Origin of the sequence: Rhizobacter sp. (assembly GCF_031412075.1) — a bacterium.
In the GTDB taxonomy this organism is placed as follows: Bacteria; Pseudomonadota; Gammaproteobacteria; order Burkholderiales; family Burkholderiaceae_C; genus Rhizobacter.
The window spans coordinates 1-23,911 of record NZ_JANOCG010000077.1 but is presented as its reverse complement, the minus strand read 5'-3'; the positions used below and the strand labels follow the sequence as shown (position 1 = coordinate 23,911).

The window sequence follows — 23,911 nt, the reverse complement described above, 5'->3', positions numbered from 1 at the left end:
CAACTCCGGCCTCACGGTGCAATGCGATCTGCAACCGGTGAAGCTGCAGACCGACGCCGAGCTGGTGGTCTACCGGCTGGTGCAGGAGTCGATCACCAACATCACCAAGTACGCACGCGCCAAGAACGTGTGGATCAGCATGCTGCCAAAAGGCGGGCGGGTCGAGATCACGGTGCGCGACGACGGCGTGGGCTTCGACACCAGCGTGCAGCAGCGCTCGGCCTATGGCCTGGTGGGCATGCGATACCGCGTCGAGGCCGAAGGCGGCACGCTCAGCCTGACCTCGGCGCCGGGTCAAGGGACGCAGATCCGGGTGAACCTGCCAGAGACGGCGACAGCGGCCGCCTAGCCGCCGCAGGAGCCGCTTGTCAGCGGCCTCCTACACCACCCCGCTCGCTCGTCCGTCACCACTCAGGCGATGTGGCCTATCGCCAGCACACGCCTGGGCCTTGACACTGGGTTCACCAAAAACGCAACCTCACCAGGAGCCCGACATGCTGCATTACGCCGTTGTTTTCTTCGTCATCGCCTTGATTGCCGCCTTGTTCGGCTTCGGCGGCATTGCCGCTGGTGCCGTGGGCATCGCCAAGATTCTCTTCATCGTGTTTGCGGTGCTGGCCATCGCCAGCTTCCTCTTTGGCGTGATCCGCAAGGGCTGACGTCACTTCACTCTCACCACCTCCTTCCGAAGGAACCACCATGTATACCAAGAGCACCCTCGACCAACCGACCAACATCGCCGACCAAGCCGCTCAATCGGCTGACGATGCCATCAAGTCGACCCAACAGGTCGCCACCCATGCACTGGACAGCCTGGCCAACGGCGTGCAAGACGCTCGCAAGCACGTGTCACCCTTGATCGACCGTGCCGCCGAACAAGCCAGCGCCCTCGCGCACCGCGGCGCCGAGGCCCTGCGCACCGGCACACAGCAGTTGCGCAGCACCGCCCTGCACGCCACCGACACCACCGCCGGCTACATCAAGAACGACCCGATCAAGGCCGTGTTGATCGCCGCCGCGACGGGTGCTGCGTTGATGGCCCTGGTGAGCCTGATCAGTCGTTCGCGCGACCGCGTCTGATCCACACGCGAGAGCTGTGATGCACCCCCTCCTTCGCCTCGTCACCAACCAGCCGCAACTGCTCGCCGAGCACGCCGAGGCCTACGCCGACTTGCTCGGCGAAGAGCTCAGCGCCGCCTCTGCGCAGTGGAAGCGGCAAGCCATGCTCGGTGCCGTGGCACTGTGCGGCCTCGGTGTGGGCGTGGTGCTGGCGGGGGTGGCGTTGATGTTGTGGGCGGTGATCCCGCCCGCAGACATCCAGGCTCCCTGGGCGTTGATCGTCGCGCCCCTGCTGCCGCTGGTCGCCGCTGTGGCTTGTGCTGTGGCGGCTCGCTCGCAAACCAGCCCCGGGCTGTTCGGCGCCATGCGTCAGCAGGTGAGAGCCGATGTCGCCATGCTGCGTGAAGTGGGAGCGGGGGCGTCATGAGCGCATCGCCTCAACTGCCTGCCATCCAGAGGCTCGCCGCGTCGCGTGAGCGAATGCGTCTGTCGATGAAGCCTCAGGCACCTGCGCACTCCGACCATGCCAGCCCTTCGCTCAAAGCCCTGCAAGGCTGGTGGGCCGGCCACCCTCTGCACGTGGCGGGCGCGGTGGCCTCTGATGCAATCAAAACCCTGCTTCGCCCCATCGCAGATCGCCACCCGATTGCCCTGGTGGCGGGCGCGCTCGTCGTAGGGGGGTTGCTGGTCTGGGCCAAGCCCTGGCGTGGCATTCTCAAGCCGGCCTTGGTGGCAGGCTTGTTGCCTCAGTTGTTGACCAAGGCGATGGCCGTCGTGCCGCTCGAATCGTGGCTGGCCGTGCTGGCATCGTTCACGCAAAAGAATGAGCCGGCAGTCGCCCCTGCCCCAACACCGCCCCAAACAGACCCCACGGCAGCGAGCACTCAAGCCCCGTTGCACTGAGTGGCAAAAGCGTAGCCAAGTTGCTCGCGCTTGGCGTGGTACATCGCCGCGTCGGCCTTTCTGATCAAGGCGTCTGCCGTCACGGCGTCGTCCGGGCACATCGCAATGCCGATGCTCGGGCGCACCACCAGCTGCAGCTCGCCAATGCGCACCGGCGCCGACACCACATCGAACAAGTGTGCTGCCAAGCGGCACAACTGCGCAGTGCTTGCCAGGCCGATCACCAGGCAGGCAAATTCATCACCGCCCAGGCGGCTCACCATGTCTTCTGACCGAATGGCGCGCTGCAGTCGCGCCGCCACGATGCCGAGCAACTGGTCGCCAATGGCATGGCCATGTGCGTCGTTGATGGCCTTGAAGCCATCGAGGTCGATGTACAGCACCGCAAAAGCCTGGCGCAGCGGCGGGGCGGCCGCCAGCGTGCCGTCCAGGCGTTCGTGAAAGAAGCTGCGGTTGGGCAGCGAGGTCAACGCATCGTGCAAGGCCTGGTGGCGAGCCTTCTCCTCGCCCGCCCGTGTGCCGGCCAGCTCGGAGCGCGCCTGGGCCAACGCCGTCTGGGCATCGAACACCTGCAACTCCAGCGAGTAGCGTCGCGCCAGCTCGGCCTGCAGGGTTGCATGCAACTGGCCCAGCGCCGCCACGCACTCCAGCACGCTGGCGCGCACCCGTTCCGCGCCAGCCGGCAACTCGAGTCGGTGATCACCGGTCGGCTGGTCGCTCACGCTGTCGCGCAACCTCGCTTCGATGGCACACACCAGGTCGACCCAATCTTCGATGGGCAAGGTCCCGTCCGGCCCCAACGAGGCGCCCAAGGGGGCAAACCCAAGGGGTTCGGCATCGGCTGACGAATGCGGGCTGGCCCCATCGTTCGGCAGGGGGGTGCGCGATCTCTGCGGTGTACTCATGAACTTACTGTGAGCCCGTAAAACGCCCGCCGTCTGTACGCCAGGCCACATTCCGCGCATATTCGGCTGGCACGCCGTGTCGCCGCTTCACAGCCAGTACTCCCACATCCGGCCGAACAGTTCCTTGACGCGCAGGTCGAGCGTGCGGCGCTTCCACTGCTTCAGGGTGATTTCGTCCGAGCCCGCCAGGTCCTTGGCGAACATGGCCTGCATCTGGGCGCCGAACTCCGAGCCCAGCACCACGGCGTTGAGCTCGTGGTTGTGCAGGAAGCTGCGCCAGTCGAGGTTGGTCGAGCCCACCGTCGCCCACACGCCGTCGATCAGCACGCTCTTGGCGTGCAGGATCACGCCGCGCCGCTCGAAGATGCGCACCCCGGCGCGCAGCAGCCGGTCGTAATAGGCCCGCCCGGCATGGAACACCAGCCACGAGTCGGTCTGGCTGGGCAGGATCAGCTTCACGTCGACACCCCGCGCGGCCGCAGCCTCCAGCGCGGCGAGCAGCTGTGGGTCAGGGGCGAAATAGGCGTTGGTGATGAGCACGCTGGTCTCGGCGCTGGTGATGGCCGAGATCAGCGTCACGTAGATCAGGCTGTGCGCGTCTTCCGGCGAGCTGCCGATGGCGCGCACCACCTGCCGCCCGCTCGCTTGCGGCGGCGGGAAGTAGGCACGCTCGGGCAGCGTCTCGCCCTTTTGCAGCGCCCAGGATGAGAGGAAGAGTTTTTGCAGCTCGGCCACCACCGGGCCTTGCAGGCGCACGTCGGTGTCTCGCCAGGCCAGCTCGCCGCTCGGCCGCACGCGCCGGCTCGGTCTGCTGCTGGATCCGCCCGAGTACACGCTGCTGATGTTGATGCCACCGAGAAAGGCGGTGTGGCCGTCGACGATCAGCAGCTTGCGGTGGTTGCGCTGGTTGATCTCCCAGCCCTTGCGCGCCTTGGCCGGGTTGACCGGGTTGAACTCGAGCAGCTTGATGCCCGCGTTGGCCATGCGTTGAAAGAAGTCGGCCGGCGTGCCCAGCGTGCCCACGCTGTCGTACATCAGGTTCACCTGCACCCCCTGGCGCTGCTTGGCGATCAAGGCCTGCGCAAAAGCGTGCCCCACATCGTCGGCCTCCATGATGTAGGTCTCCATGTTGATGTGATCGCGCGCGGCCTCAATCGCCGCAAACATCGCACGGTAGGTGGCGGGGCCGTCTTCCAGCAGCGTCACCTGGTTGCCGGTGGTGAGCGGGCTGCCGACCACCGACTCTTCGACCGCCAGGTGGCGCTCGAAGATGGCGGTCTCGGGGCCGCTGCCTGCCAGCCGCTCCAGCACGGCCTGGCTTTGCGCCACCGACAGCGTGCCGCGTGCACCTTCGAGCTGCACCGGCGGTGCCGTGGCACGCACTTCATCGGGCGCCACGGTGGGCAGGCTGCTGCAAGCGCCCAACGCGAGCAGGAGCAGCAGCGACCACAGCCTTCGTGTCATTGGCTGCTCACCCGCCAGATCACGTTGCCCACGTCGTCGGCCACCAGCAGTGCGCCTTGCTTGTCGAGCGCCACGCCCACCGGGCGGCCGTGGGCCTGCCCTTCGGCGTTGAGGAAACCTGTCAACACATCGAGCGGCGCGCCACTGGGCCGGCCGCTCTCGAAGGGCACGAAGATCACCTTGTAGCCGCTGTGCGGGCGGCGGTTCCACGAGCCGTGCTGGCCAATGAACATGCCGTAGCCGAACACGGCGGGCAGCGCGGTGCCCACCGACGAGACCAGCCCCAGCGGGGCGGTGTGGGCCCCGAGCGCGTAGTCGGGCACGATGGCGCGGGCCACCAGGTCGGGGCGCGGCGGCTTCACCCGCTCATCGACATGCGTGCCGTAATAGCTGTAGGGCCAACCGTAGAAGCCTCCATCGCGCACCGAACTCAGGTAATCGGGCACCAGGTCGCTGCCCAGTTCGTCGCGCTCGTTCACCACCGTCCACAGCACTTGGCTGCGCGGCTCCCAGGCCATGCCATTGGGGTTGCGCAGGCCGTTGGCAAAGACGCGGTGCATGCCACTCGTCAGGTCGACCTCCCAGATCGCCGCACGGCCGGCTTCGGCCTCCAAGCCACGCTCGCCCACGTTGCTGTTCGAGCCCACCGTCACGTAGAGCTTGCGGCCGTCGGGGCTGGCGATGAGGTTCTTCGTCCAGTGGTGGTTGATGGGGCCGGCCGGCAGCGCCACCAGCTGGCGGCCCGGCGCGGTGATGCGGGTGTCACCCAGGGCATACGGAAAGCGCACCACCGCATCGGAGTTGGCCACGTACAGGCTGTCGCCCACCAGGGCCATGCCGAAGGGCGAGTGCAAGCCTTCGAGCAACACCGAACGCTGGTCGGCCACGCCGTCGCCGTTGGTGTCGCGCAGCAGGGTGATGCGGTCTGCACTTTTGGTCACCGCGCCGGCACGCTTCATCACCCAGGTGGCGATCTTGGCCTTGATGCCTTTGTCGTCTTCGGGCCTCGCGGGTGCGTTGCTCTCGGCGACCAGCACGTCACCGTTGGGCAAGACATGCAGCCAGCGCGGGTGGTCGAGCCCGGCGGCAAACGCGGCCACGCGCGTGCCGGCTGCGGGTTGCGGTGTGGTGCCGCTCGGCCAGCCAATGGCCGGTGCAATGTTCACCGTGGGCAGGAGCGACTTGGCCGGCGGCGGCAGCCCGGGCTGCGGCCCGGTGCCTTCGGCCACCGACAGCTTCGCCACGTCGCCGCAGGCGCTCAAACAGACCGCCAAAACCAGCGCGGCCCCTCCCCGCATCAGATGCGCCCCATCAACAACAACACCAGCACGATCACCACGACCAGGCCCAAGCCGCCCGTTGGCCCGTAGCCCCACTTCTGGCTGTGAGGCCAGGCGGGAAAGGCGCCGATCAACAGCAAGATCAAGACGATCAACAAAATGGTTCCCAAGCTCATGGCTTCTCCCGGTGGTGGTGGTTTGGTGGTTGTTGCGGTGGAATCAATTGGCCGGCGCAGACGCCGCCGGCGGCATCACGATCACGGTCGTGCCGTCACCGGACTTGCCGGTTTCGCCCTTGTTGCCGTCAAGGCCCGGGCTGCCGGTGCTGCCGCTGGTTCCGGTATTGCCCGTGTTGCCCGTGTTGCCGGTGTTGCCGGTCGAACCCGTGGGGCCTGCGGGCCCGGGGGGGCCGGCAGCGGGCGGCGGCACGTAGATCACGTCGGGGCGGTTGTCACAGGCCGCGAGGCCCAGGGTGGCCAGCAAGGCCAGCGTCAAGATCGAGAGCTTCATGGGGAATCCTTGTGAAGAAGTGAAAACAGAGGCTATGCGCGTCGAGCCGGTGGCTCTGTGCGCTACCACACACACATCGCCTCACCCGCTGGCGATGAACCGATCGGCCTGCGCGGCGTGCAGCACCGCGGGCAACATGCTGTCGAGCAGATCGACCGGCCGCTGTTCGTCGAGCCACGAGTTGCGCTGCGCGAACCACACAGCCATCGTCCAGCCGTCGAACACCTGGGCCAGCTCGGCCTGCACCCGCCTCACCGAAGGCTTGAACGACAGGTCTCGCAGCTCGAACTGGAACATCGGCACCCAGAAACTGCCGTGCCAGTCGAAGCCGAACACATCACCCTTGGCGATCAGGCGGGCGAGCGTGGACAAATCACCACACTGCATGTCTTCCAGCAGGCGGGCCAGGTCGTCGCCGCGCGCGATGCCGCCGGTGGCGCGGTAACCAGCTCGCATGGCGACAAAGTCGCGGTCGCTGGGCACGCGGCGCAGGCCTTCGTCGGACTCAGGTGTCACCGAGCCCCCGCGAAAGGTCCAGGGCTCGGCGGCGCCTTGCTCAGTTCTCATGACAACGCTCCAGGCAGCCGCCTGCAGCTTGCGCTTCGCGGCGCCGCCGCGTCTGTGCGGCAACGCACCGCGGTGGTCAACCCATCAAGTCGGCGTAGACCCGTTGATCGGCGGCATAACAACCGCAGGCCGCCAACTCCAGCCCGCCCCGGTCGAGCACGACCATGTCGCCCCGGTGGTAGTCGATCAGACCGTCGCGCTGCAAGGCGCCAGCCGCCGCCGTGATGCCCACGCGGCGCACGCCCAGCATGTAGGCCAGGAACTGCTGCGTCACGTGAAAACTGTCGGAGTGGGCCCGGTCCTGGCTCATCAGGAGCCAGCGTGCCAGGCGCGGCGCGATCTTGTGAAAACGCAAACAAGCGGCCGAAGCGGCCTGCTGCGCCATCAGCACGTACAGGTAGCGCTTGAGGTGGCGTTGCAGCGCGGGGCTGCGCTCCAGCTCGACCCGAAAGGCCGGCGCTTCGATGCGCCAGGCCGAGCCCGCGCCCTGCACCAGCGCGTGTACCGGCACGGTGCTCACACCGAGCGACAGCTGCGCGCCGAGCATGCCCTCGCGGCCCACCATGCCGACCTCGACACCGGGGCTGCCCTCGACCAGCACCACCAGCGATATGAAGCCGCGCAAGGGGAAATAGACATGGCGCGTGCTCTGGCCGGGCTCGCACAGCACGTCGTTCAGCAGCAGCTCGAAGGGCTCGCACACGGCCAGCAGGCGCGCACGGTCTCGGCGGGGCAGCAGCTCGATCAGATGATTTTCGACAGTGGCCAAGGCGGCGCTCCGGTGGGTGGCTGCCGCCGCCGTGGGGCGATGACAAGCTGAAGAGCACGCGGCCGCCGACTGCCGAGGGGTTCAGAGGCGCCGAGTCTGAGCCCATTGCGGCCTCCAGACTGTCTGCCAACACACGCAGGGTAAAAAATAGATCAGGCCGCCACCGCCATGGGCAACAAGCGCTGGTACTCGCGCTTGGCGCCCGCATAACACTCGCAGGTGCGTTGCTCCAGGCGCTGGCGGTCGAGCACCGAGATGTGCCCACGCCGGTAACGGATCACACCCTCCAGCTGCAGCTTGTGGGCCGCCGCAGTGATGCCTTCGCGGCGCACGCCCAGCAGGTTGGCAGCCAGCTCTTGCGTCATCACGAGTTCGCTGGAAGACGAGCGGTCCAGGCCGAGCAACAAGCGCCTTGCCAGCTGCTGGTCGATCGAGTGGTAGCGGTTGCACACCGCTGTTTGCGACACCTGCGCGATCAGCGATTGGGCGTAGCGCAACAGCACGCTCAACACCGGCCCGCTGCGGCTCGCCTCGGCCATCGCGACATCGGCACGCAAGCGGTACGCCTGCCCGGCACTTTGCACCACGGCCCGGCTGGGGGTGGCGCTGCCGCCCATGAAAATCGAAATGCCGACCACGCCGTCATTGCCGATGACGGCAATCTCGGCCGAGCCGCCTTCTCGCGTCATGTACAGCAGCGACACCACGGCCGTGACCGGGAAATAAACGAATGTGGGGCAGCTGCCCGATTCGCTCAGCACCTGCCCCATCGTCAGGTCCACCCGTTCGACCTGTGACGCCCAGCGCGCCCACTCGGCAGGGGGCAGCGCAAACAACAGGTGATTCTGCTGAGGGTCGCATGTAGAACGGGCGGGTGTGTTCACGGGGGTCCTCGCTACAAAGTTCGAGTTCCCATGATCCGACCCCACCCTCGCCTCAGGTATCGGCGGCGGCCGGTTTCGGCTGTCGGCCCGCTCCTACGTGCCGCCTCCCGGCCGGCCGCTCAAACGGCCCTTAAGGCCGGCAGCAGCCGGTCGTATTCCTTCTTGACCACCGCGTAACACTCGCAGGTGCGCTTTTCCAGCCCCGGGCGGTCGAGCACGGTGATGTGGCCTCGTGAATAGCGGATCAAGCCTGCCTGTTGCAGCCTGAGCGCGCCTTCGGTCACCCCTTCACGGCGTACACCGAGCATGTTGGCGATCAGCTCTTGCGTCATCACCAGCTCGTTGCCTTGCAGCCTGTCCAGGCTCAGCAGCAGCCAGCGGCACAGCTGCTGGTCGAGCGAGTGGTGACGGTTGCACACCGCCGTCTGCGCCATCTGCGTGATCAGCGCCTGGGTGTAGCGCAGCAGCAAGTGCATCACCGGGCCGCTGTGGCTGAACTCCCCCTTGATCGCCTGGGAAGGCAGGCGAAAGCCCTGGCCGGCGCTTTGCACCACCGCCCGGCTGGGCGTGGATTCGCCGCCCATGAAGAGCGAAATGCCGACGATGCCCTCGTGGCCCACCACGGCAATCTCGGCCGAAGAGCCGTTCTCCATCACATACAGCAGCGACACGATGGAGGTGGCCGGGAAGTACACATGGCTGAGCGTGTTGCCCGGCTCGTACAGCACCTGGCCGAGCGGCATGTCGACCACTTCAAGCTGAGGGGCCCAGCGAGCCCATTCGGCGGGCGGCAGTGCCGCCAGCAGCTGGTTCTGCTTCGGGTTGAGGGGTGGGGTTGATGTGGTCATCGCGTGCTCTGAGGCAGGGTTTGAACTACCTTGGGACTGGCATGCCATGGCCTTCCCAGTGTAGGCAACACAAGGCACTTGATGTGTTCGATAACGAACACAAGTACGGCGTGTTATGTACGTTAGCGCACAGACACCGCATTGCAACCCGCCTTCACGAGCCCGGGTTGATTGCGTCATTAGGGGGCCGCACGGCAAGCGCACCCGCGCTGCCTGCGAGTGGGTCGCTCAGCCTAAAAAGCCCCGGCCGGGCTCAGCCCAAGGTGAGCGCCTTTTTTGCGTTCACTTCCACGCCGATGCCCCGGTAACCGATGTAGTCGCATGCCGTGTTGAACATCGGCTCGCCACTCACCCGGAACTGCTGCTTCGAGCCATCGGCGTTGAGCCGGCTGAACGCAAAGTCGAGGAACGGCTGGCGCGCGGCGATGGTGGCTTGCAAGGCCTGCCGCTCCGCCTCTACCCAGCCGGTGACCTCTTGCGGGCTGGTCTGGCTCAGGAAGTCGGTGACGCGCAGGCCCAGCATTTCCACCACCGGCCCGGCCACCTTGGTGAAATCGCCGGTTTCGTTTTGCTCCCAGTACCAGTCGCAGGCCAGTTCGGTCAGCGCCCGGTAACGGGCTTCGCCGGCGCGCAACTCGGCGGTGCGCTCGTTCACCGCCAACTCCAGCCGCAGGTTGTAGTCGGCCAGCATCTTGTAGAGCAGGCGCACTTCCAGCATGTTGTGGATGCGTGTCTTGATCTCCACCAGATCGAACGGCTTGCTGATGAAGTCCTTCGCGCCGGCCTGCAAGGCGCGCAGCTTGTGCCCCGGTTGAGCGGTGAGCACGATGACCGGCAGGTAGCCATCGGTCAGGTCTTCCTTCAGGCCTTCCATGACCTCGAAGCCATCCATGCCCGGCATGTGCAGGTCGAGCAGGATCAGGTCGTAGGCGTCTTCGCGGTGCATCTCGCGCACCGCGAGCGGGTCCATCGTCGATCTCACGCGGTTGTAGCCGGCCTCATGAAGAAGGCGCACCAGCAGCTGAACGTTGGCGGCCTGGTCGTCGACGATCAGGATGCTGGCTTCGAAGATGTCTTGTGCGCGGATCATGGGGTGGGTTCCAGTCTGGGCTCGCGGGTCGGTTGTGTCTGGGCGAACGCGAGCGCATCGTCCAGCGTGTCCATGAAATCACCCACCTTGATCGGCTTGGTGAGGTAGCGAAAGAAGCCCGCGGCCAGGCCTTTTTCAATGTCGCGCTGCATGGCATTGGCGCTCAGCGCAATCACCGGGATGTGGGCCGTGGCCGGGTCGTCGCGCAAGATCTTCATGGCGTCGAAGCCACTGATGCCGGGCAGGTTGATGTCCATCAGGATCAATTCGGGCAGCGCGGCGCGCGCCACCTCGACACCGCGCGAGCCATCGCGTGCGCTCAGCAAGCGGATGTCGGGCCGGCGTTCGAGCAGCTTCTCGACCAGCAGCAGGTTGGCCGGGTTGTCTTCAACACACAGCAAGGTGTGGATCGACGCGCCTTCCGGAACCGACATCGGTGCCAAAAACCCCAGACCGGTGTGCTCGATGGCGGGTGGCCCCTGCGCCGTATTCAGCTCGAACCAGAACACACTGCCCACGCCCACCGAACTCTGCGCACCGATCTCGCCGCCCATCAGCTCGACCAGGCGCTTGCTCACCACCAGGCCGATGCCGGTGCCTTCTTCGGCGCCCCCTTCCTGGCCGAGGCGGTTGAAGGGGTGGAACAGCTGGGCCAGCTTGTCGCTCGACAGCCCTTCGCCCGTGTCTTGAATGCTGATGCGCAAACGCTGCGCAGAGGTCGCGCGGCAGCTCACCTCGACACTGCCGCCCACACGGTTGTACTTGATGGCGTTCGAGAGCAGGTTGATCACCACCTGCTTGACGCGCGTGCGGTCGGCCTTCACAAAACCAGCGCCCTCGAAGGGCGCGAACTGCACACGAATGCCGCCCTTGGTGGCCTGCGGCTCGATCATGGCCTGGCAATCGCTCAGCACCTCGGCCATCGACATCGGCTCCAGCGAGAGCGACAACCTGCCCGACTCGATCAGGGCGAGGTCGAGAATTTCATTGATCAGCGCGAGCAGGTACCAGCCGGCCTGAAGAATCTGGCCGATGCTTTCTTGCTGCGGTGGCGTGGGCGGGGGCGAACCCGATTCCATCAGCTGCGCAAACCCCAAGATGGCGTTCAGCGGCGAGCGCAGCTCGTGGCTCATGCTGGAGAGAAAGTCTGACTTGGCAAGGCTGGCTTTTTCGGCCACGAGCTTGGCACGCTCCAGCTCGACATTGGTCTCCTGCAGCGACTGGTCGAGCAGCTTGCGCTCGGCCTCGACCTGCTTGCGCGCGGTGTTGTCGGTGCCGATCAGCAAGTAGCCAATGATGGTGTCGTGTGCATCGCGCAGTGCGGTGACCGACACCACCGCCGGCAGGCGGCTGCCGTTCTTGCAGATGTAGGTCAGCTCGTAGATGTCTTCGATGCCGCGCGAGGCCTTGAACACCAGGGCCTGGAAGCCGGGGGTGATGACGGTGCCGAGCTCGCGGCTCAGGGCGGTGGCGCGCGCCACCAGCTCCTGCGGGTCGGAGATGTCGGCCGGCGTGATCTTGTTCAACACGTCGGCTGCGTGATAGCCCAGCAAGTGCTCGGCGCCCACGTTGAAGATCTGGATCACGCCTTTTTCGTCGGTCGCGATGCTCGAAAAATTGGCGCTGTTGAGAATGGCGTCTTGCAGGGCGCCGGTCTTGAGCAGCGCCCGCTGGCGGCGCAACTCGGTGGCGCCGGGCTCGGATTTCATCTCATGGTGTTTGGCGGTGTCCGGCATCCCGAGTCTCGTGAAGGTGGAGCGATCCTGCGGGCAACACACGCAGATCAGGGCGCCGCTGCGGCGCAAGGTCTCTCGCGCACACAATCGCCCATCATCGCCGGCCAAGCGACGGCTGTCCGTGCGCTGGCGCACACAAGCCGGTCACCGTCAGCGCTGGGCGGCCTCCGCGTTGACCACCCGTACCGGGCCATCGGTTTCTGACGGGGCGTTGAGCTCCATCAGGCAGCTCGCGCGAGGCGCCCGGCCCAACATGGCTTTGCAACGCCAAGTGGCGTCGGCATGGCTCAGCACGGCGCGGCGGCGCTGCTCGCCCTGCAGCTTGATCTCGCGCACCACGAGGTAGAAGCCGATCAACAACCCCAGCACCATGACAGCCGCCACGGCCCAGGGCCACACCGGCGGCTTGAGCGGGGGCAGCGGCGAGGCGGGAAACGTCAGCACGATGCGGTCCGGCACCCCGTTCACGTTCGTGACCTCCTGCGATTCCACGTCATCTCCTGAAAGTTCGCCGCAATCTACGCAGCCAACGCAGCGCTGTTTGTGCGCCAGCACACAGAACCACCCCATGTCGGTGCCAACAGAGGTCAGGCGTACGGCAACGCACAGACCCTGGCCTGAGCCGCTCCTACAACCGGCACCCCCACTGCAAACAACACAGAGCGGCCCGCCCGCCAGAAAGAACCCCATGAACTCGATTCGACGCCTCCTTGGGCTGCCTTTCGGCTGGCCGTCCCTTGTCGTGGTCTCCCTGCTGGCGGGCTGCAGCGGTGGCCTCGACCCGGTGCTCGGCACCCCCGGCGCCGGCCTCGCGCCCACCATCAGCGCCACGTCGCCGGCGAACAGCACCCCCGCTGTGACCGGTGTGGCCACCAACAGCAGCGTGTTCGTGACCTTTGCGCAACCGATGGCGCCCGCGACCATCACCACCAGCAGCTTCACGCTGGCCTGCCCCGCCGGCACACCGGTGGCCGCCAGCGTCAGCTACGACACCACCACCCGGGTCGCCACGCTGACACCCACCGCAGCGCTCGCGCCCAACACGCTGTGCGTGGCCACCGTCACGACAGCCGCGCAGAACACCAGCGGCTTCGGCATGTCGAGCAACTACTCATGGAGCTTCACGACCACCGGCTCTGCCGATGCGACCCGCCCCACGGTCTCGGTCACCACACCGGCCAACGCCGCGCCGGCCGCGCCCAACAACACCCGGGTGAGTGCTTCATTCAGTGAAGCCATGAACCCGACCACGATCAACGGCAGCAGCTTCACGCTGACCAACACCACGCTGGGCACCGCGGTCACGGGCACGGTGAGCTACTCGGTGGCTTCACGCACGGCCACCTTCACGCCGACCACCCCGGCGCTGCTGCCCAACAACACCCTCTTCACCGCCACCCTCACCACCGCTGCCACCGACCTGGCCGGCAATGCGCTGGGCGGAAACACTGCCGTGGTGCCGGCCGCCGGCAACCATGTGTGGACCTTCACCACCTCGGCCGTGAGCGACAGCACCGCACCCACCGTGACCACCATCAACCCGGCGGACGGCGCCACGGCGGTGTGCCTGACGCGCGTCGTCAGCGCCACCTTCAGCGAGCCCATGAATGCGGCGACGATCACACCGAGCACCTTCACCGTCACCGCCGCCGGCGTGCCGGTGGCCGCCACCGTGAGCTACGACGCGGCCAGCCAGGTGGCGAGCTTCACCACCACCAGTGCAGCCGGTTTCGCGCCGAGCACGGCGTTTGCCGTCACCATCGAATCGGGCGCCACGGGGGTGATGGACCTGGCAGGCAATGCCCTGGCCGCCGACCGCACGTGGTCGTTCACCACCGGCACCGTGGCCTGCGCCGGCCCGGTCAACCTCGGCACGGCCGCCACCTTCGGCGCCTTCGGTGGCGGCGCAGGCCTTACCAACCACGGCGTGAACACCGTGGTGAACGGCAACCTGGGCACCACCGCGGCGTGCACGCTGATCACCGGCTTCCATGACGCGTCGAACACCTATTCCGAGACGATTCTCGACGTGGGTGCTGTCAACGGCATCATCAACTGCGGCCCGCCCGCACCGGGCACCACCACCACGCTGGCCATCGCCACCCAGGCGCGCGCCGACGCGCTCGCGGCCTACAACGCGCTGGCCGCATTGCCGCCGGGCAGCGACCCGGGAGCCGGCCAATTGGGCGGCCTCGTGCTGGCTCCGGCCACCTACACCTCGGCTGGCGGCACCTTCGACATCACCACTGGCGACCTGACGCTCGACGCGCAAGGCAACGCCGACGCCGTGTGGGTGTTCCAGGCCGCCTCGGCGCTGACCGTGGGCCTGAGCGCCACACCACGACGTGTGGTGCTGATCAATGGTGCCCAGGCGAGAAACGTGTTCTGGCAAGTGGGCAGCGCCGCACGCATCGAAGACGGCAGCAGCATGGTCGGCACCATCATCGCGCCCGCCGGCGTGACCATCTCGACCGTGGGCCAGCTGATGCAGACCACGCTGGTCGGCCGCGCCATCGGGCTCACCGCCTCGGTGACGATGGTCAACACCACCATCGTGGCGCCGTGATGGCACGCGCACCCGCCCTCGACACCTTCACCCGATTGAAAGCCACACCATGAACCGCAAACACGCCACGCGAGTACTGAGCCTTGCCGCGCTCAGCGCCTGCTTCGCTTCGCCAAGCGTCGCCCAGCCCGCCGAGGGCGGCTACTTCTACGGGGGCGGCTCGATCGGCCAGTCGCGCGCCAAGATCGACACCGAGCGCATCAGCGCGAGCCTGCTCGGCTCCGGGCTGGCCACCACATCGATGTCGACCGACGAGCGTGACACCGCCTACAAGCTCTTTGGTGGCTACCAGTTCAACCGCCACTTCGGGCTCGAAGGTGGCTACTTCAACCTGGGCCGCTTCGGCTTCAACACGACCACCTCGCCGGCAGGCACGCTCAATGGCGAGATCAAGCTGCAAGGTGTCAACCTCGACCTGGTCGGCACCTGGCCACTGAGCCCGCGCTGGTCGGTGCTGGGCCGCGTGGGCGCACAGCACGCGAATGCCCGCGATTCGTTCAGCGGCACCGGCGCGGTGTCGGTGCGCGACGCCAACCCGAGCAAACGCGAACTGAACTACAAGGTCGGCGTGGGCATGCAGTACGAAGTCAGCCCCTCGTTCCTGGTGCGCGCCGAAGCCGAGCGTTTTCGCATCAACGACGCGGTAGGCAACCACGGCAATGTCAACATGTTCTCGGTCGGCCTGGTGTTCCCGTTCGGGCGCACGTCTGAGCCGGTGCGACCGATGGCCGCGGCGCCCGCGCCCTACGTTGCGCCGGTGGTGGCCGCCCCACCGCCTGTGGCGGCAGCACCGGTGCGCCGCCGGGTGAAGTTTTCCGCCGAGACGCTGTTCCCCTTCGACCAGGCGGAACTCCGACCCGAGGGCAAGACGGCGCTCGACACCTTTGCGCAAGAGCTCAAGGGCAGCCAGTTCGAGGTCATCACGGTCACCGGCCACGCCGACCGGTTGGGGTCGTCGGCGTACAACCAGACGCTGTCTGCGCAGCGCGCCGAGATGGTCAAGGCCTATCTCGTCAGCAACGCCGGCATCAGCGCCTCCAAGATCTCGGCCTCCGGGAAAAGCGAGTCGGAGCCGGTGACCCAACCCGATGACTGCAAGGGCGACAAGCCCACCGCCAAGCTGATTGCCTGCCTGCAGCCTGACCGGGGTGTGGAGATCGAGGTGGTCGGCTCACGCTGAACACTGCGCATCCGCTTTTTTGACAGCGGCGCGGCCCGCCTGGCGACAGGCGGGCCGCAGCGTTTGGGGGCCCACACCGCCGTGGTTGTAGTCCAAATCCCACAGCGCATGGCGCCGCCCGCCGATGGGCTGCAAACGAGGGTCGGCCTACATTGGTTTTGTTGGCTTCAGCCGGGTGTGAGTCCTTCGCTTCACCGCTGTTCGCTAGCCCCAAATTTGATCGGAGAACACCCATGACAAACCTCAATTGGATCTACAAGGGCATACCCGCCTGCGCCGTGGTGCTGCTGGCTGCATGTGCCGGCACACCCCCACCGAAGGAAGAGCTGGCGGTGAGCCGCGCGGCCGTGGAGCGCGCCACCGGGCCGGCGTCGGCCGATTCGCCGGTCACCCTGGCCGCCGCGCGCGACAAGCTCAACCGCGCCAACGTCGCCTATGCCAACAAGGACTACGACCTGGCCCGCCAGCTCGCCGAGCAGGCCACCGCCGACGCTACCCTGGCCGAGGCGCAGTCACGCTCGATGCGCTCCGAAAAGGCGCTGGTGGAAGTGCGCGAAGGCATCCGCCAGCTGCGCGACGAACTCACCCGCAAATAAGACACCGGAGCACACCCCATGAAACACCACTCAACACTCACCATCAGCGCCCTGCTGGGCAGCTTGATCCTGGCGGCTTGCGCCACCACCCAAGAGCCGCCGCCCGCCCTGGTCGAAGCGCGCAGCACCGTGCGCAGCGCCGAGCTCGACGCGCAGGTGCAAACGCAGGCGCCACTGGAGCTGAAAAAAGCCACCGACTCCCTCAACCGCGCCAACATGCTGCTCGACAAGGGCGAGCCCCTGGCCGAGGTCAGCAGCGCCGCCTATGTGGCCAGCCAGCAGGCCAAGACCGCGATGGCGATTGCCAAAGCCAAGGGCAACGACGGCGCCATGAGCGCAGCCGAACTCGAACGCGAGCGTGTGCGCTCCGACATGCGCGCCGCCGAAGCCGATCGCGCCCGCGCTCAGACCGGCGCCGCACGCCAGCAGACCGCGGTGGCCGAACAGCGCGCCGCCGGTGCCGAACAACGCGCCTCGGGTGCCGAGCAGCAGGCCGCCGTCGCCCAGGCATCGGCCAGCGAAGCCCAACAACGAGCCGCCGAGCTGCAAAAGCGCTTGAATGACTTGCAAGCCAAGCAGACCGAACGCGGCATGCTGGTCACGTTGGGCGACGTGTTGTTCGAGTCGGGCCGCGCCGAAGTCAAGCCGGGTGCACAAAACTCGCTGGGCAAGCTGGCCGACTTCTTGAAGCAATACCCTACACGCCACATCCTCATCGAAGGCCACACCGACAACATCGGCTCGGCGAGCTACAACGAAAACTTGTCGCAGCGCCGCGCGAGCGCAGTTGAATCGGCCTTGAAGGGCATGGGCGTGCCAGCCAACCGCGTCTCTACCGCGGGCTACGGCAAGGAATACCCGGTCGCGGCCAACACCACCGACACCAACCGCGCGCTCAACCGCCGTGTCGAGGTCTACATTGCGGACAACGACCAGCCGGTGAAGTCGCGCCGCTGACACCCACCCATCAAGGAGACCCTGATGTCACCCCCACACCAAACTCCGCCGTTCTGGAGTACCGCATCCTTTGGCGACAGCACCGACACCTCGCCGATGGAATTGTCTGCGCTGGGCGAGCACCTTGACGCGTGCAAAGGCACCAGCAGCCGCTGGTTCGCTGTGCAGTGCGTGGGTGAGGCCATGCACGGTTTCATCAGCTCTCGATTTGTCACCACGCTGGTGGTGGCTACCTTGCTGATCGGTGTGTCTTCGCTGGTGGTCTAAGTGGCCGAATCTGCGCTGAAGCGCCTGCTGCCACAAGCACCGCAGGCCTTGCTGCGCATTCTCGATGGCGCTCGAGGGCCGGTGCAGCAGCCGGTGCGCTCAGAGATCTTCGGCCTGGAGCGTTTTGCGCAGCACGGCCACAGCCTGGGCGAAACGCACCGCGCCGCGCGCGGCGGCTGGCGTGCGGCGACCTTCTTTCCGCGCCTGCGCAGCAACATCCGCACGCTGCGCGAGGCGCACCACTACATCGGCCTGCAAGCCAGCAGCGGCTACGACATCAGCCCTGCCGGCGAGTGGCTGCTCGACAACTTTCACCTGATCGAAGCGCAGCTGAAAGAGATCCATGAGGGCCTGCCTCGCCGCTACTTCCGCACCCTGCCGCTGCTGCAAGACGAGCCACTCGCCGGCCTGCCGCGCATCTACGGCGTGGCCTGGGCTTTCGTGGCCCACACAGACGGCGCCTTCGATGAAGAACTGGTGCTGCGCTTTCTCACCGCCTACCAGGAAACACGCGAGCTGAACCTGGCCGAGATGTGGGCCCTGCCCACCACCTTGCGCGTGGTGCTGATCGAAAACCTGCGCCGCCTGGCCGAACGTGTGGCCACCAACAAGGCGGCGCGCGAAGCGGCCAACCTGTGCTGCGACCGGCTTGAAAGTTTCAGCATTGAAAGCCTCGACGAACTGCTCGCGCTGCTCGAGCAACGCGGTGTGGGGCGCTCGTTCCTGGGCCAGATGGCATTGCGCCTGCACGACCTGCGCCGCACCACCACCACCATCGACATCGCACCCTTCGAGGTGTGGCTGCAAGCCCAGCTGCCCGACCTGCCCAGCCTGCGCGCGCAACAAGCCGCCAACCAGGCCGCCGACAACCTGAGCGTGAGCAACGCCGTCACCTCGCTGCGCACCATCGGCGACGCCGACTGGCCCGACATCGTGGCCCGCAGCAGCACGCTGATGCGCTTGATGCTCACCTCGCCGGTGTTCGCCGCCGAACACAGCCTCACCCGCGACCAGACGCTGCATGGCATTGAGCTGCTGGCGCGCCGCAGCGGGCACAGCGAGGTGCGGGTGGCGCAGGCCCTGCTCGACCTCAAACAGAGTGCCGAACTCGACAACCCCGCCGCCGGCGTGGCGAGCCACTGGCTGCATGGCCCGGGCCGCCCCACCCTGCTGCGCGAGCTGGGTTTGCACGAAGCCGCTGGCCAGGCCTGCCTGAGTACCGCCCACCGCTGGGCCTTGCCGCTCTACCTGGGCGGCGCACTCGCGGCCGTGGTGGGCGTGAGCTGGGGCCTGCTGCGCCACGCGAACGAACTCGACGGCCTGCCCACCGGCTTGATCTGGCTCGGCATTGTGCTGATGCTGTTCCCCACCTCCGAGGCGGTGGTCGCGGTGATCAACCGGCTCATCAGCGAGTCGGTGCGCCCGCACCACTTGCCGCGTCTCGCGTTGGCCGAGGGCATACCGATCGCGCACCGGGTGATGGTGGTGATTCCCTGCATGCTGACGAGCGAAGCGGCCACACGCGAGCTGGCCCACCGGCTGCAGCTGCACCACCTGGCCAACCCCGAGCGCCATGCGCAGTTCGCGCTGTTGAGCGACTGGGCCGATGCCGATGCGGCCCGTGTGGAGGCCGACGAAGACCTGCTCGCCAGCGCTGTGGCGCAGATCGACGCGCTCAATACGCGCTACCCCGCCGCGGAGGGCGATGCACCGCGTTTCATCGTGCTGCACCGCGAGCGCCGCTTCAGCGACACCGAACAACGCTGGATCGGCTGGGAGCGCAAGCGCGGCAAGCTGGAGCAGCTGGTGGCCGCACTGGCCACTGGCGACACCAGCGAGTTCTTGCCGCTGGGCGAAGCATCTCGCGTTGCCGAGCACACGCCCTACGTCGTGACCCTCGACAGCGACACGCAGCTGCCCCCCGGCCGCCTGCGCGAGCTGGTTGGCGTGGCCGCACATCCGCACAACCAGCCGCAGCTCGACGAACGCACACGCACCGTCACCCGTGGCTACGGCATCTTGCAGCCACGCATTGCCACGCCCTTGCCGGCACCGCGCGACTTCACCTACTTCCACTGGCTGTTTGCCGGCCAGTGCGGCATCGATCCCTACAGCGCGGCCAGCTCCGAGGTCTACCAGGATGTGTTCCTGGAAGGCGCCTACACCGGCAAGGCCTTGCTCAACGTGCAGGCCATGCACACCGTGCTGCACCAGCGCCTGCCCGAAGGCCTGGTGCTGAGCCACGACCTGATCGAAGGCTCGATGGTGCGCAGTGCCGCCATCACCGACATCTCGCTGATCGAAGACGCGCCCTTCCACGCCGACGTGGCCGCCTCGCGCGTGCACCGCTGGATGCGAGGCGACTGGCAGCTGTTGCCCATCTTCCTCAACCCCCGGCGCTACCCGGTGAACGCGATCAACCGCTGGAAGATCTTCGACAACCTGCGCCGCTCGCTGGTGCCCGCCGCTTCGCTCGCCTTGCTGGTGCTCACGCTGGTGGGCGGGCTGCTGTCGCCGTGGTCGGCCCTGCTGCTGGTGCTGGCCGCGTTCTGTGCCGGGCCGCTGATGGGCGCGGTGGCCGGCTTGTCGCCCAGCCGAGACGACATCGCCAAGCTTCACTTCTACCGCCAGGCCACGCTCGACCTCGCACGCGCGCTGAGCACCGGGCTGTGGCACGTGGCGCAGCTGATGCACCACGCGCTGATGGCCCTGGATGCCATCGTGCGCTCGCTCTACCGCATGCTCGTGAGCCAGCGCCACCTGATGCAATGGACCACCAGCGCAGCGGCGCAGGCGGCCGCCAAGACCGACCTCAGGGATCTGGTGCGCACCCACTGGATGGCACCGGCCTTGGCCTCGCTCATCCTCGCCGGTCTGCTGGCGCTCGACACGCCGCACCCGGCGTTGTCGGTGGCCTTGTGTGCGCTGTGGGCCGCCTCTCCCCTGTGGACCTGGTGGGTCAGCCGGCCGCGCCCCGCGTTGGAAGACGCCGGCTTGCCCCTGGACGAGCAGGTGCGCCTCGAAGGCCTGGCGCGCGACACCTGGCGCCTGTTCGAGCGCTGCGTGGTGGTCGACGACCAGCACCTGCCACCCGACAACCTGCAAACCGTGCCGCACGACATGGTGGCGCACCGCACCTCGCCCACCAACATCGGCCTTTATCTGCTGAGCGTGGCCTGCGCGCGCGAGTTCGGCTGGATCGGCACGCAAGACCTGCTCACCCGCATGGAGGCCACGCTCGCCACGCTGCACAAGCTGGCTCGCCACCGTGGCCACTTTTTGAATTGGTACGACACCCAGAGCGGCGCGCCGCTGCTGCCGATGTATGTGTCGACCGTTGACAGCGGCAACCTCAGTGGGCACCTGCTGGCGGTCGCGCAAGCCTGCCTGGCCTTGGTTCAGGCGCCGCACGACGCCAGCGCCACCCACAGTGCGCTGGCCGCCTCGCGCCAACGGCTGGCGCCCTTGATGTCGCGGGTGCCCGAGCTTTTTTCCCAACCCGCCGTCAGCCACTCGCCGCTGGCCGCCCTGATGGCCCTGCCCGACCCCCTGGAGGAGGCCCTGCGCAACGCGAGCGGCTTCGAGCGCTTGTTGCGCGAGGCCACCGACGACCTCGCCGCGCTGCTGCCCGACACCGCCGAGCTGGCCTGGCTGCTGGGCGACCACATCGCCACCCTGCGCTCGGCCTTGCGCGACCAGCAAGCCAGTCTTGCCACGGCCGAGACCGTGCAGCGCCTGCAGGCCATCGCCCACGAATTCGAACAACTGGCCTGGAGCGCCGACTTCGGTTTTCTGTACCACCGCAAGCGGCACCTTTTCCACATCGGCTTTCGCGTGGCCGAGCAACAGCTCGATGCGGGCTTCTACGACCTGCTGGCTTCGGAGTCGCGCCTGACCAGCCTGCTGGCCATCGCCAAGGGCGACGTGCCGGTGCGCCACTGGGCCTCGCTCGGGCGGCCGTTCTACGCGGTGGGCACACAAGCCGGCCTGCGCTCGTGGTCGGGCTCGATGTTCGAGTACCTGATGCCCAGCCTCGTGCTCGACGAGCCGCACGGCAGCGTGCTGCGTGACGCCGGCCACGCCGCCGTGCGCGAACAGATCGCCTTTGCGCGCGCGCACAAGGTGCCCTGGGGCATCTCGGAGTCGGCCTACGCCGGGCGCGACCACACGCTGGCCTACCAGTACGCGCCACAAGGTGTGCCGCGCCTGGCCTTGCGCCGCACCCCGCCCGACGAGCTGGTGATCGCGCCTTACGCCACGGCGCTCGCGGCGCAAATCGCGCCGCACCGCGCGGCCGAGAACTTCGCGGCCATGCAAACGCTGGCGGCGCGTGCGCGCTACGGCTTCATCGAGGCGCTCGACTTCTCGCCCGCACGCCTGGCCGGCGGCGAAACCTATGCCGGCGTGGGCACCTTCATGGCCCACCACCAGGGCATGAGCATCGTCTCGCTGGCCAATGTGCTGCGCGGGGGCTGCGCGCAGCGCTGGGGCATGGCCAATGCCCACATCGAGGCGGTGTCGTCGCTGCTGCACGAGCGCGCGCCGCGCGAGGTGTCGATGTTGTACGCGCCCTTGCCCGGCCCGCCAACACTCGCCTTGCAGCGGCGTGGCCCGGCGTTGCTGCGCGACGTGTTGCCCGGCGCCACCGCGCTCGAGCCCACGCATGTGCTGTCGAACGGGCGCTACAGCGTCACGCTGCGCGCCAACGGTGCGGGCTGGAGCCGCCGGGGCGCCACCGGCATCACCCGCTCGCGCGACGACGCGCTGCGCGATTCGCATGGCAGCTTCTTCTACCTGCGCTGGGACCAGCGGCCGCAGCCGGTGTCGATCACCCAGCACCCCGCGCCCGACCCGGCGGCGCACTACAAGAGCGTGTTCCACGCCGACCGCGTGTGCTTCGACGCGTCCTGGCCCGAGCTGCAAGCCCACGCCACGGTGTGGGTCAGCCCCGAAGACGACATCGAGTTCCGCCAGATCGAGCTGCGCAACCTGAGCGACCGTGTGATCGAGATCGAGCTGATCTCGGCCTTCGAGGTGACGCTGGCCGACCCGCGTGCCGATGAAACGCACCCGGCCTTCACCAATCTTTTCGTCCGCGCCGAATGGCTGGCCTCGCAGCAGGCCGTGCTGTTCGAGCGCAAGCCCCGCCTGGCCACCGAGCAAGGCCTGCTGGCGGCGCACTTCCTGGCCGCCAGCGACCCGCAGGTGGTGGGCCTGCGTGTGCAGACCGACCGCCTGCGCTGGTGGGGCCGCAACCAGGGTGCAGCGCGGCCGATGGCCTCGTTCGACGACCTGCCCGACCACGAGCACGAGAACGGCAGCGGGGCCGACACCCCGATCACGCTCGACACCGGGCTCGACCCGATGTGCGCGCTCGCGGTGCGGCTGCGCATCGAGCCGCATGCCAAGGCACAGCTCACGTTTGCAACCACCGCGTCAGACTCGCCCGCCACCTTGCACGCGGTGATCGACAAATACCGCCAGGCCATCCATGTGCAACGTTCGTCGTTGATGTCGGCCACGCTGACCGGCATCCGCCTGCGAACGCTGGCGCTGAGCGCAGAAAACTTCGCGGCCATCCAGACGCTCACCACCGCGCTGGTGCTGTGCCTCACGCGCCCGCAAGGTGGCGCTGCCGAGGCCTGCGACCGGCGCCTGTTGTGGCGCTTCGGCATCTCGGGCGACCGGCCCATCATGCTGGTGTCGGCCGGCGTCGCGCAATCGTTGGGCCTGCTGCGCACGCTCGCCAAGGGTTTGCGCCTGTGGGGTTGGGGTGGCGTGGCCTGCGACCTGGTGGTGGTGAATGCCGAGCCCACCTCTTACCTGATGGCGCTGCAGCGCGAGATTGCTGCGCTGCGCGAGCGGCACATCGCCGAAAGCGCCGCCCAACCGGGCCCGGCCTGCACCGGCTTTCACCTGCTGCGCGCCGAGGAGCTGTCGGCCGAGGAGCTGAACACCCTGCGTTGCCTGGCCCGCCTGCGCCTGCGTGCCGATGGCCGCCCGCTGGTGCACCACGTGCAGGAGTGGGTCACGCTGCACGAGCAGGCCTTTGAAGAACGGCATGCCACCTCGACCGCAGCGGTGCCGATGGCGCGTGCCTTGCCGATGGCCGCGCCCGCCCCGAGCGGCGAGTTTGCGCCTCAGTCGGGTGAGTTCCGGTTTGACACCAGCGCCCGCGTGCGGCCCAAGCGGCCATGGATCAACGTGCTCTCGAACCCGAGTTTCGGTGCACAGATTTCCGAAGCCGGCGGTGGCTACACCTGGGCCGTGAACAGCCGGCTCAACCAGCTCACCACCTGGTCGAACGACCCGGTGAGCGACACACCGGCC

At 67.4% G+C, this 23,911-nt stretch carries 23 protein-coding genes; 11 read left to right on the top strand and 12 right to left on the bottom strand.

Going from position 1 to position 23,911, the window contains the following annotated elements:
* From RMO40_RS03020 to RMO40_RS03000, 5 genes are all read left to right on the top strand, one after another.
* Positions 1-349 (top strand): ATP-binding protein (locus RMO40_RS03020; RefSeq protein WP_309716130.1); only part of this gene is annotated, 349 nt, incomplete at its 5' end.
* 145 nt (positions 350-494) lie between these two features.
* The gene (locus RMO40_RS03015) at positions 495-659 is read left to right on the top strand and encodes a DUF1328 domain-containing protein (protein ID WP_296682186.1); all 165 of its coding nucleotides are present in this window, start codon (positions 495-497) and stop codon (positions 657-659) included.
* 40 nt (positions 660-699) lie between these two features.
* A complete protein-coding gene (locus RMO40_RS03010; RefSeq protein ID WP_309716124.1) occupies positions 700-1,080 on the top strand; it encodes a hypothetical protein in 381 nt (126 codons plus the stop codon).
* Between the two features lie 19 nt (positions 1,081-1,099).
* Positions 1,100-1,486, top strand: a complete 387-nt coding sequence (locus RMO40_RS03005; protein ID WP_309716121.1) for a phage holin family protein — start codon at positions 1,100-1,102, stop codon at positions 1,484-1,486.
* On the top strand, positions 1,483-1,962 hold the full coding sequence (locus tag RMO40_RS03000; RefSeq protein WP_309716117.1) for a hypothetical protein: 480 nt from the start codon (positions 1,483-1,485) through the stop codon (positions 1,960-1,962). The genes RMO40_RS03005 and RMO40_RS03000 overlap by 4 nt, the downstream gene beginning before the upstream one ends.
* Here the strand turns inward: RMO40_RS03000 and RMO40_RS02995 are convergent.
* The 12 genes from RMO40_RS02995 to RMO40_RS02940 form a co-directional block, all read right to left on the bottom strand.
* Positions 1,944-2,744, bottom strand: a complete 801-nt coding sequence (locus tag RMO40_RS02995; RefSeq protein ID WP_309716114.1) for a diguanylate cyclase domain-containing protein — start codon at positions 2,742-2,744, stop codon at positions 1,944-1,946. The two genes, RMO40_RS03000 and RMO40_RS02995, sit on opposite strands and share 19 nt — an antisense overlap.
* Positions 2,745-2,954: 210 nt before the next feature.
* Positions 2,955-4,331, bottom strand: a complete 1,377-nt coding sequence (cls, locus tag RMO40_RS02990; RefSeq protein WP_309716112.1) for a cardiolipin synthase — start codon at positions 4,329-4,331, stop codon at positions 2,955-2,957.
* A complete protein-coding gene (locus RMO40_RS02985; protein ID WP_309716109.1) occupies positions 4,328-5,629 on the bottom strand; it encodes a PQQ-dependent sugar dehydrogenase in 1,302 nt (433 codons plus the stop codon). The genes cls and RMO40_RS02985 overlap by 4 nt, the downstream gene beginning before the upstream one ends.
* Complete coding sequence (locus RMO40_RS02980) at positions 5,629-5,787, bottom strand: DUF3309 family protein (protein WP_309716106.1); 159 nt, start codon at positions 5,785-5,787, stop codon at positions 5,629-5,631. Before RMO40_RS02980 ends, RMO40_RS02985 begins: the two co-directional genes overlap by 1 nt.
* A 43-nt stretch (positions 5,788-5,830) precedes the next feature.
* Complete coding sequence (locus tag RMO40_RS02975; protein ID WP_309716103.1) at positions 5,831-6,121, bottom strand: hypothetical protein; 291 nt, start codon at positions 6,119-6,121, stop codon at positions 5,831-5,833.
* A gap of 81 nt (positions 6,122-6,202) precedes the next feature.
* Positions 6,203-6,688, bottom strand: coding sequence for a hypothetical protein (locus RMO40_RS02970; RefSeq protein ID WP_309716099.1), 486 nt, complete (start codon positions 6,686-6,688; stop codon positions 6,203-6,205).
* Positions 6,689-6,764: 76 nt separating this feature from the next.
* Complete coding sequence (locus tag RMO40_RS02965) at positions 6,765-7,457, bottom strand: helix-turn-helix domain-containing protein (protein WP_309716096.1); 693 nt, start codon at positions 7,455-7,457, stop codon at positions 6,765-6,767.
* A gap of 152 nt (positions 7,458-7,609) precedes the next feature.
* A complete protein-coding gene (locus RMO40_RS02960; RefSeq protein ID WP_309716093.1) occupies positions 7,610-8,341 on the bottom strand; it encodes a helix-turn-helix domain-containing protein in 732 nt (243 codons plus the stop codon).
* Between the two features lie 119 nt (positions 8,342-8,460).
* Positions 8,461-9,189, bottom strand: coding sequence for a Crp/Fnr family transcriptional regulator (locus RMO40_RS02955; protein WP_309716091.1), 729 nt, complete (start codon positions 9,187-9,189; stop codon positions 8,461-8,463).
* A 253-nt stretch (positions 9,190-9,442) separates the two neighbouring features.
* On the bottom strand, positions 9,443-10,279 hold the full coding sequence (locus tag RMO40_RS02950; protein ID WP_309716088.1) for a response regulator: 837 nt from the start codon (positions 10,277-10,279) through the stop codon (positions 9,443-9,445).
* Positions 10,276-11,988, bottom strand: coding sequence for an ATP-binding protein (locus RMO40_RS02945; RefSeq protein WP_309716085.1), 1,713 nt, complete (start codon positions 11,986-11,988; stop codon positions 10,276-10,278). The genes RMO40_RS02950 and RMO40_RS02945 overlap by 4 nt, the downstream gene beginning before the upstream one ends.
* A gap of 177 nt (positions 11,989-12,165) precedes the next feature.
* Positions 12,166-12,507, bottom strand: a complete 342-nt coding sequence (locus RMO40_RS02940) for a hypothetical protein (protein WP_309716082.1) — start codon at positions 12,505-12,507, stop codon at positions 12,166-12,168.
* Between the two features lie 196 nt (positions 12,508-12,703).
* Between RMO40_RS02940 and RMO40_RS02935 the strand changes: the two genes are divergently transcribed.
* The 6 genes from RMO40_RS02935 to RMO40_RS02910 form a co-directional block, all read left to right on the top strand.
* Positions 12,704-14,581, top strand: coding sequence for an Ig-like domain-containing protein (locus tag RMO40_RS02935; protein WP_309716079.1), 1,878 nt, complete (start codon positions 12,704-12,706; stop codon positions 14,579-14,581).
* A gap of 49 nt (positions 14,582-14,630) precedes the next feature.
* A complete protein-coding gene (locus RMO40_RS02930) occupies positions 14,631-15,761 on the top strand; it encodes an OmpA family protein (RefSeq protein WP_309716076.1) in 1,131 nt (376 codons plus the stop codon).
* A 233-nt stretch (positions 15,762-15,994) separates the two neighbouring features.
* On the top strand, positions 15,995-16,357 hold the full coding sequence (locus RMO40_RS02925) for a DUF4398 domain-containing protein (protein ID WP_309716073.1): 363 nt from the start codon (positions 15,995-15,997) through the stop codon (positions 16,355-16,357).
* An 18-nt stretch (positions 16,358-16,375) separates the two neighbouring features.
* On the top strand, positions 16,376-17,314 hold the full coding sequence (locus RMO40_RS02920; protein WP_309716070.1) for an OmpA family protein: 939 nt from the start codon (positions 16,376-16,378) through the stop codon (positions 17,312-17,314).
* A 24-nt stretch (positions 17,315-17,338) separates the two neighbouring features.
* Positions 17,339-17,581, top strand: a complete 243-nt coding sequence (locus tag RMO40_RS02915) for a hypothetical protein (RefSeq protein WP_309716067.1) — start codon at positions 17,339-17,341, stop codon at positions 17,579-17,581.
* The coding region (locus RMO40_RS02910; protein ID WP_309716064.1) for a glucoamylase family protein at positions 17,582-23,911 on the top strand (6,330 nt) is incomplete at its 3' end.

What these genes read in the sequence shown, in the direction of transcription:
- RMO40_RS03015 (WP_296682186.1), top strand. Translation starts at nt 495, where the DNA reads ATGCTGCATTACGCCGTTGTTTTCTTCGTCATCGCCTTGATTGCCGCC.
- RMO40_RS02955 (WP_309716091.1), bottom strand. Translation starts at nt 9,189, where the DNA reads ATGACCACATCAACCCCACCCCTCAACCCGAAGCAGAACCAGCTGCTG.
- RMO40_RS02980 (WP_309716106.1), bottom strand. Translation starts at nt 5,787, where the DNA reads ATGAGCTTGGGAACCATTTTGTTGATCGTCTTGATCTTGCTGTTGATC.
- RMO40_RS03000 (WP_309716117.1), top strand. Translation starts at nt 1,483, where the DNA reads ATGAGCGCATCGCCTCAACTGCCTGCCATCCAGAGGCTCGCCGCGTCG.
- RMO40_RS02975 (WP_309716103.1), bottom strand. Translation starts at nt 6,121, where the DNA reads ATGAAGCTCTCGATCTTGACGCTGGCCTTGCTGGCCACCCTGGGCCTC.
- RMO40_RS02985 (WP_309716109.1), bottom strand. Translation starts at nt 5,629, where the DNA reads ATGCGGGGAGGGGCCGCGCTGGTTTTGGCGGTCTGTTTGAGCGCCTGC.
- RMO40_RS02970 (WP_309716099.1), bottom strand. Translation starts at nt 6,688, where the DNA reads ATGAGAACTGAGCAAGGCGCCGCCGAGCCCTGGACCTTTCGCGGGGGC.
- RMO40_RS02950 (WP_309716088.1), bottom strand. Translation starts at nt 10,279, where the DNA reads ATGATCCGCGCACAAGACATCTTCGAAGCCAGCATCCTGATCGTCGAC.
- RMO40_RS03010 (WP_309716124.1), top strand. Translation starts at nt 700, where the DNA reads ATGTATACCAAGAGCACCCTCGACCAACCGACCAACATCGCCGACCAA.
- RMO40_RS03005 (WP_309716121.1), top strand. Translation starts at nt 1,100, where the DNA reads ATGCACCCCCTCCTTCGCCTCGTCACCAACCAGCCGCAACTGCTCGCC.
- RMO40_RS02945 (WP_309716085.1), bottom strand. Translation starts at nt 11,988, where the DNA reads ATGAAATCCGAGCCCGGCGCCACCGAGTTGCGCCGCCAGCGGGCGCTG.
- RMO40_RS02930 (WP_309716076.1), top strand. Translation starts at nt 14,631, where the DNA reads ATGAACCGCAAACACGCCACGCGAGTACTGAGCCTTGCCGCGCTCAGC.
- cls (WP_309716112.1), bottom strand. Translation starts at nt 4,331, where the DNA reads ATGACACGAAGGCTGTGGTCGCTGCTGCTCCTGCTCGCGTTGGGCGCT.
- RMO40_RS02920 (WP_309716070.1), top strand. Translation starts at nt 16,376, where the DNA reads ATGAAACACCACTCAACACTCACCATCAGCGCCCTGCTGGGCAGCTTG.
- RMO40_RS02915 (WP_309716067.1), top strand. Translation starts at nt 17,339, where the DNA reads ATGTCACCCCCACACCAAACTCCGCCGTTCTGGAGTACCGCATCCTTT.
- RMO40_RS02925 (WP_309716073.1), top strand. Translation starts at nt 15,995, where the DNA reads ATGACAAACCTCAATTGGATCTACAAGGGCATACCCGCCTGCGCCGTG.
- RMO40_RS02935 (WP_309716079.1), top strand. Translation starts at nt 12,704, where the DNA reads ATGAACTCGATTCGACGCCTCCTTGGGCTGCCTTTCGGCTGGCCGTCC.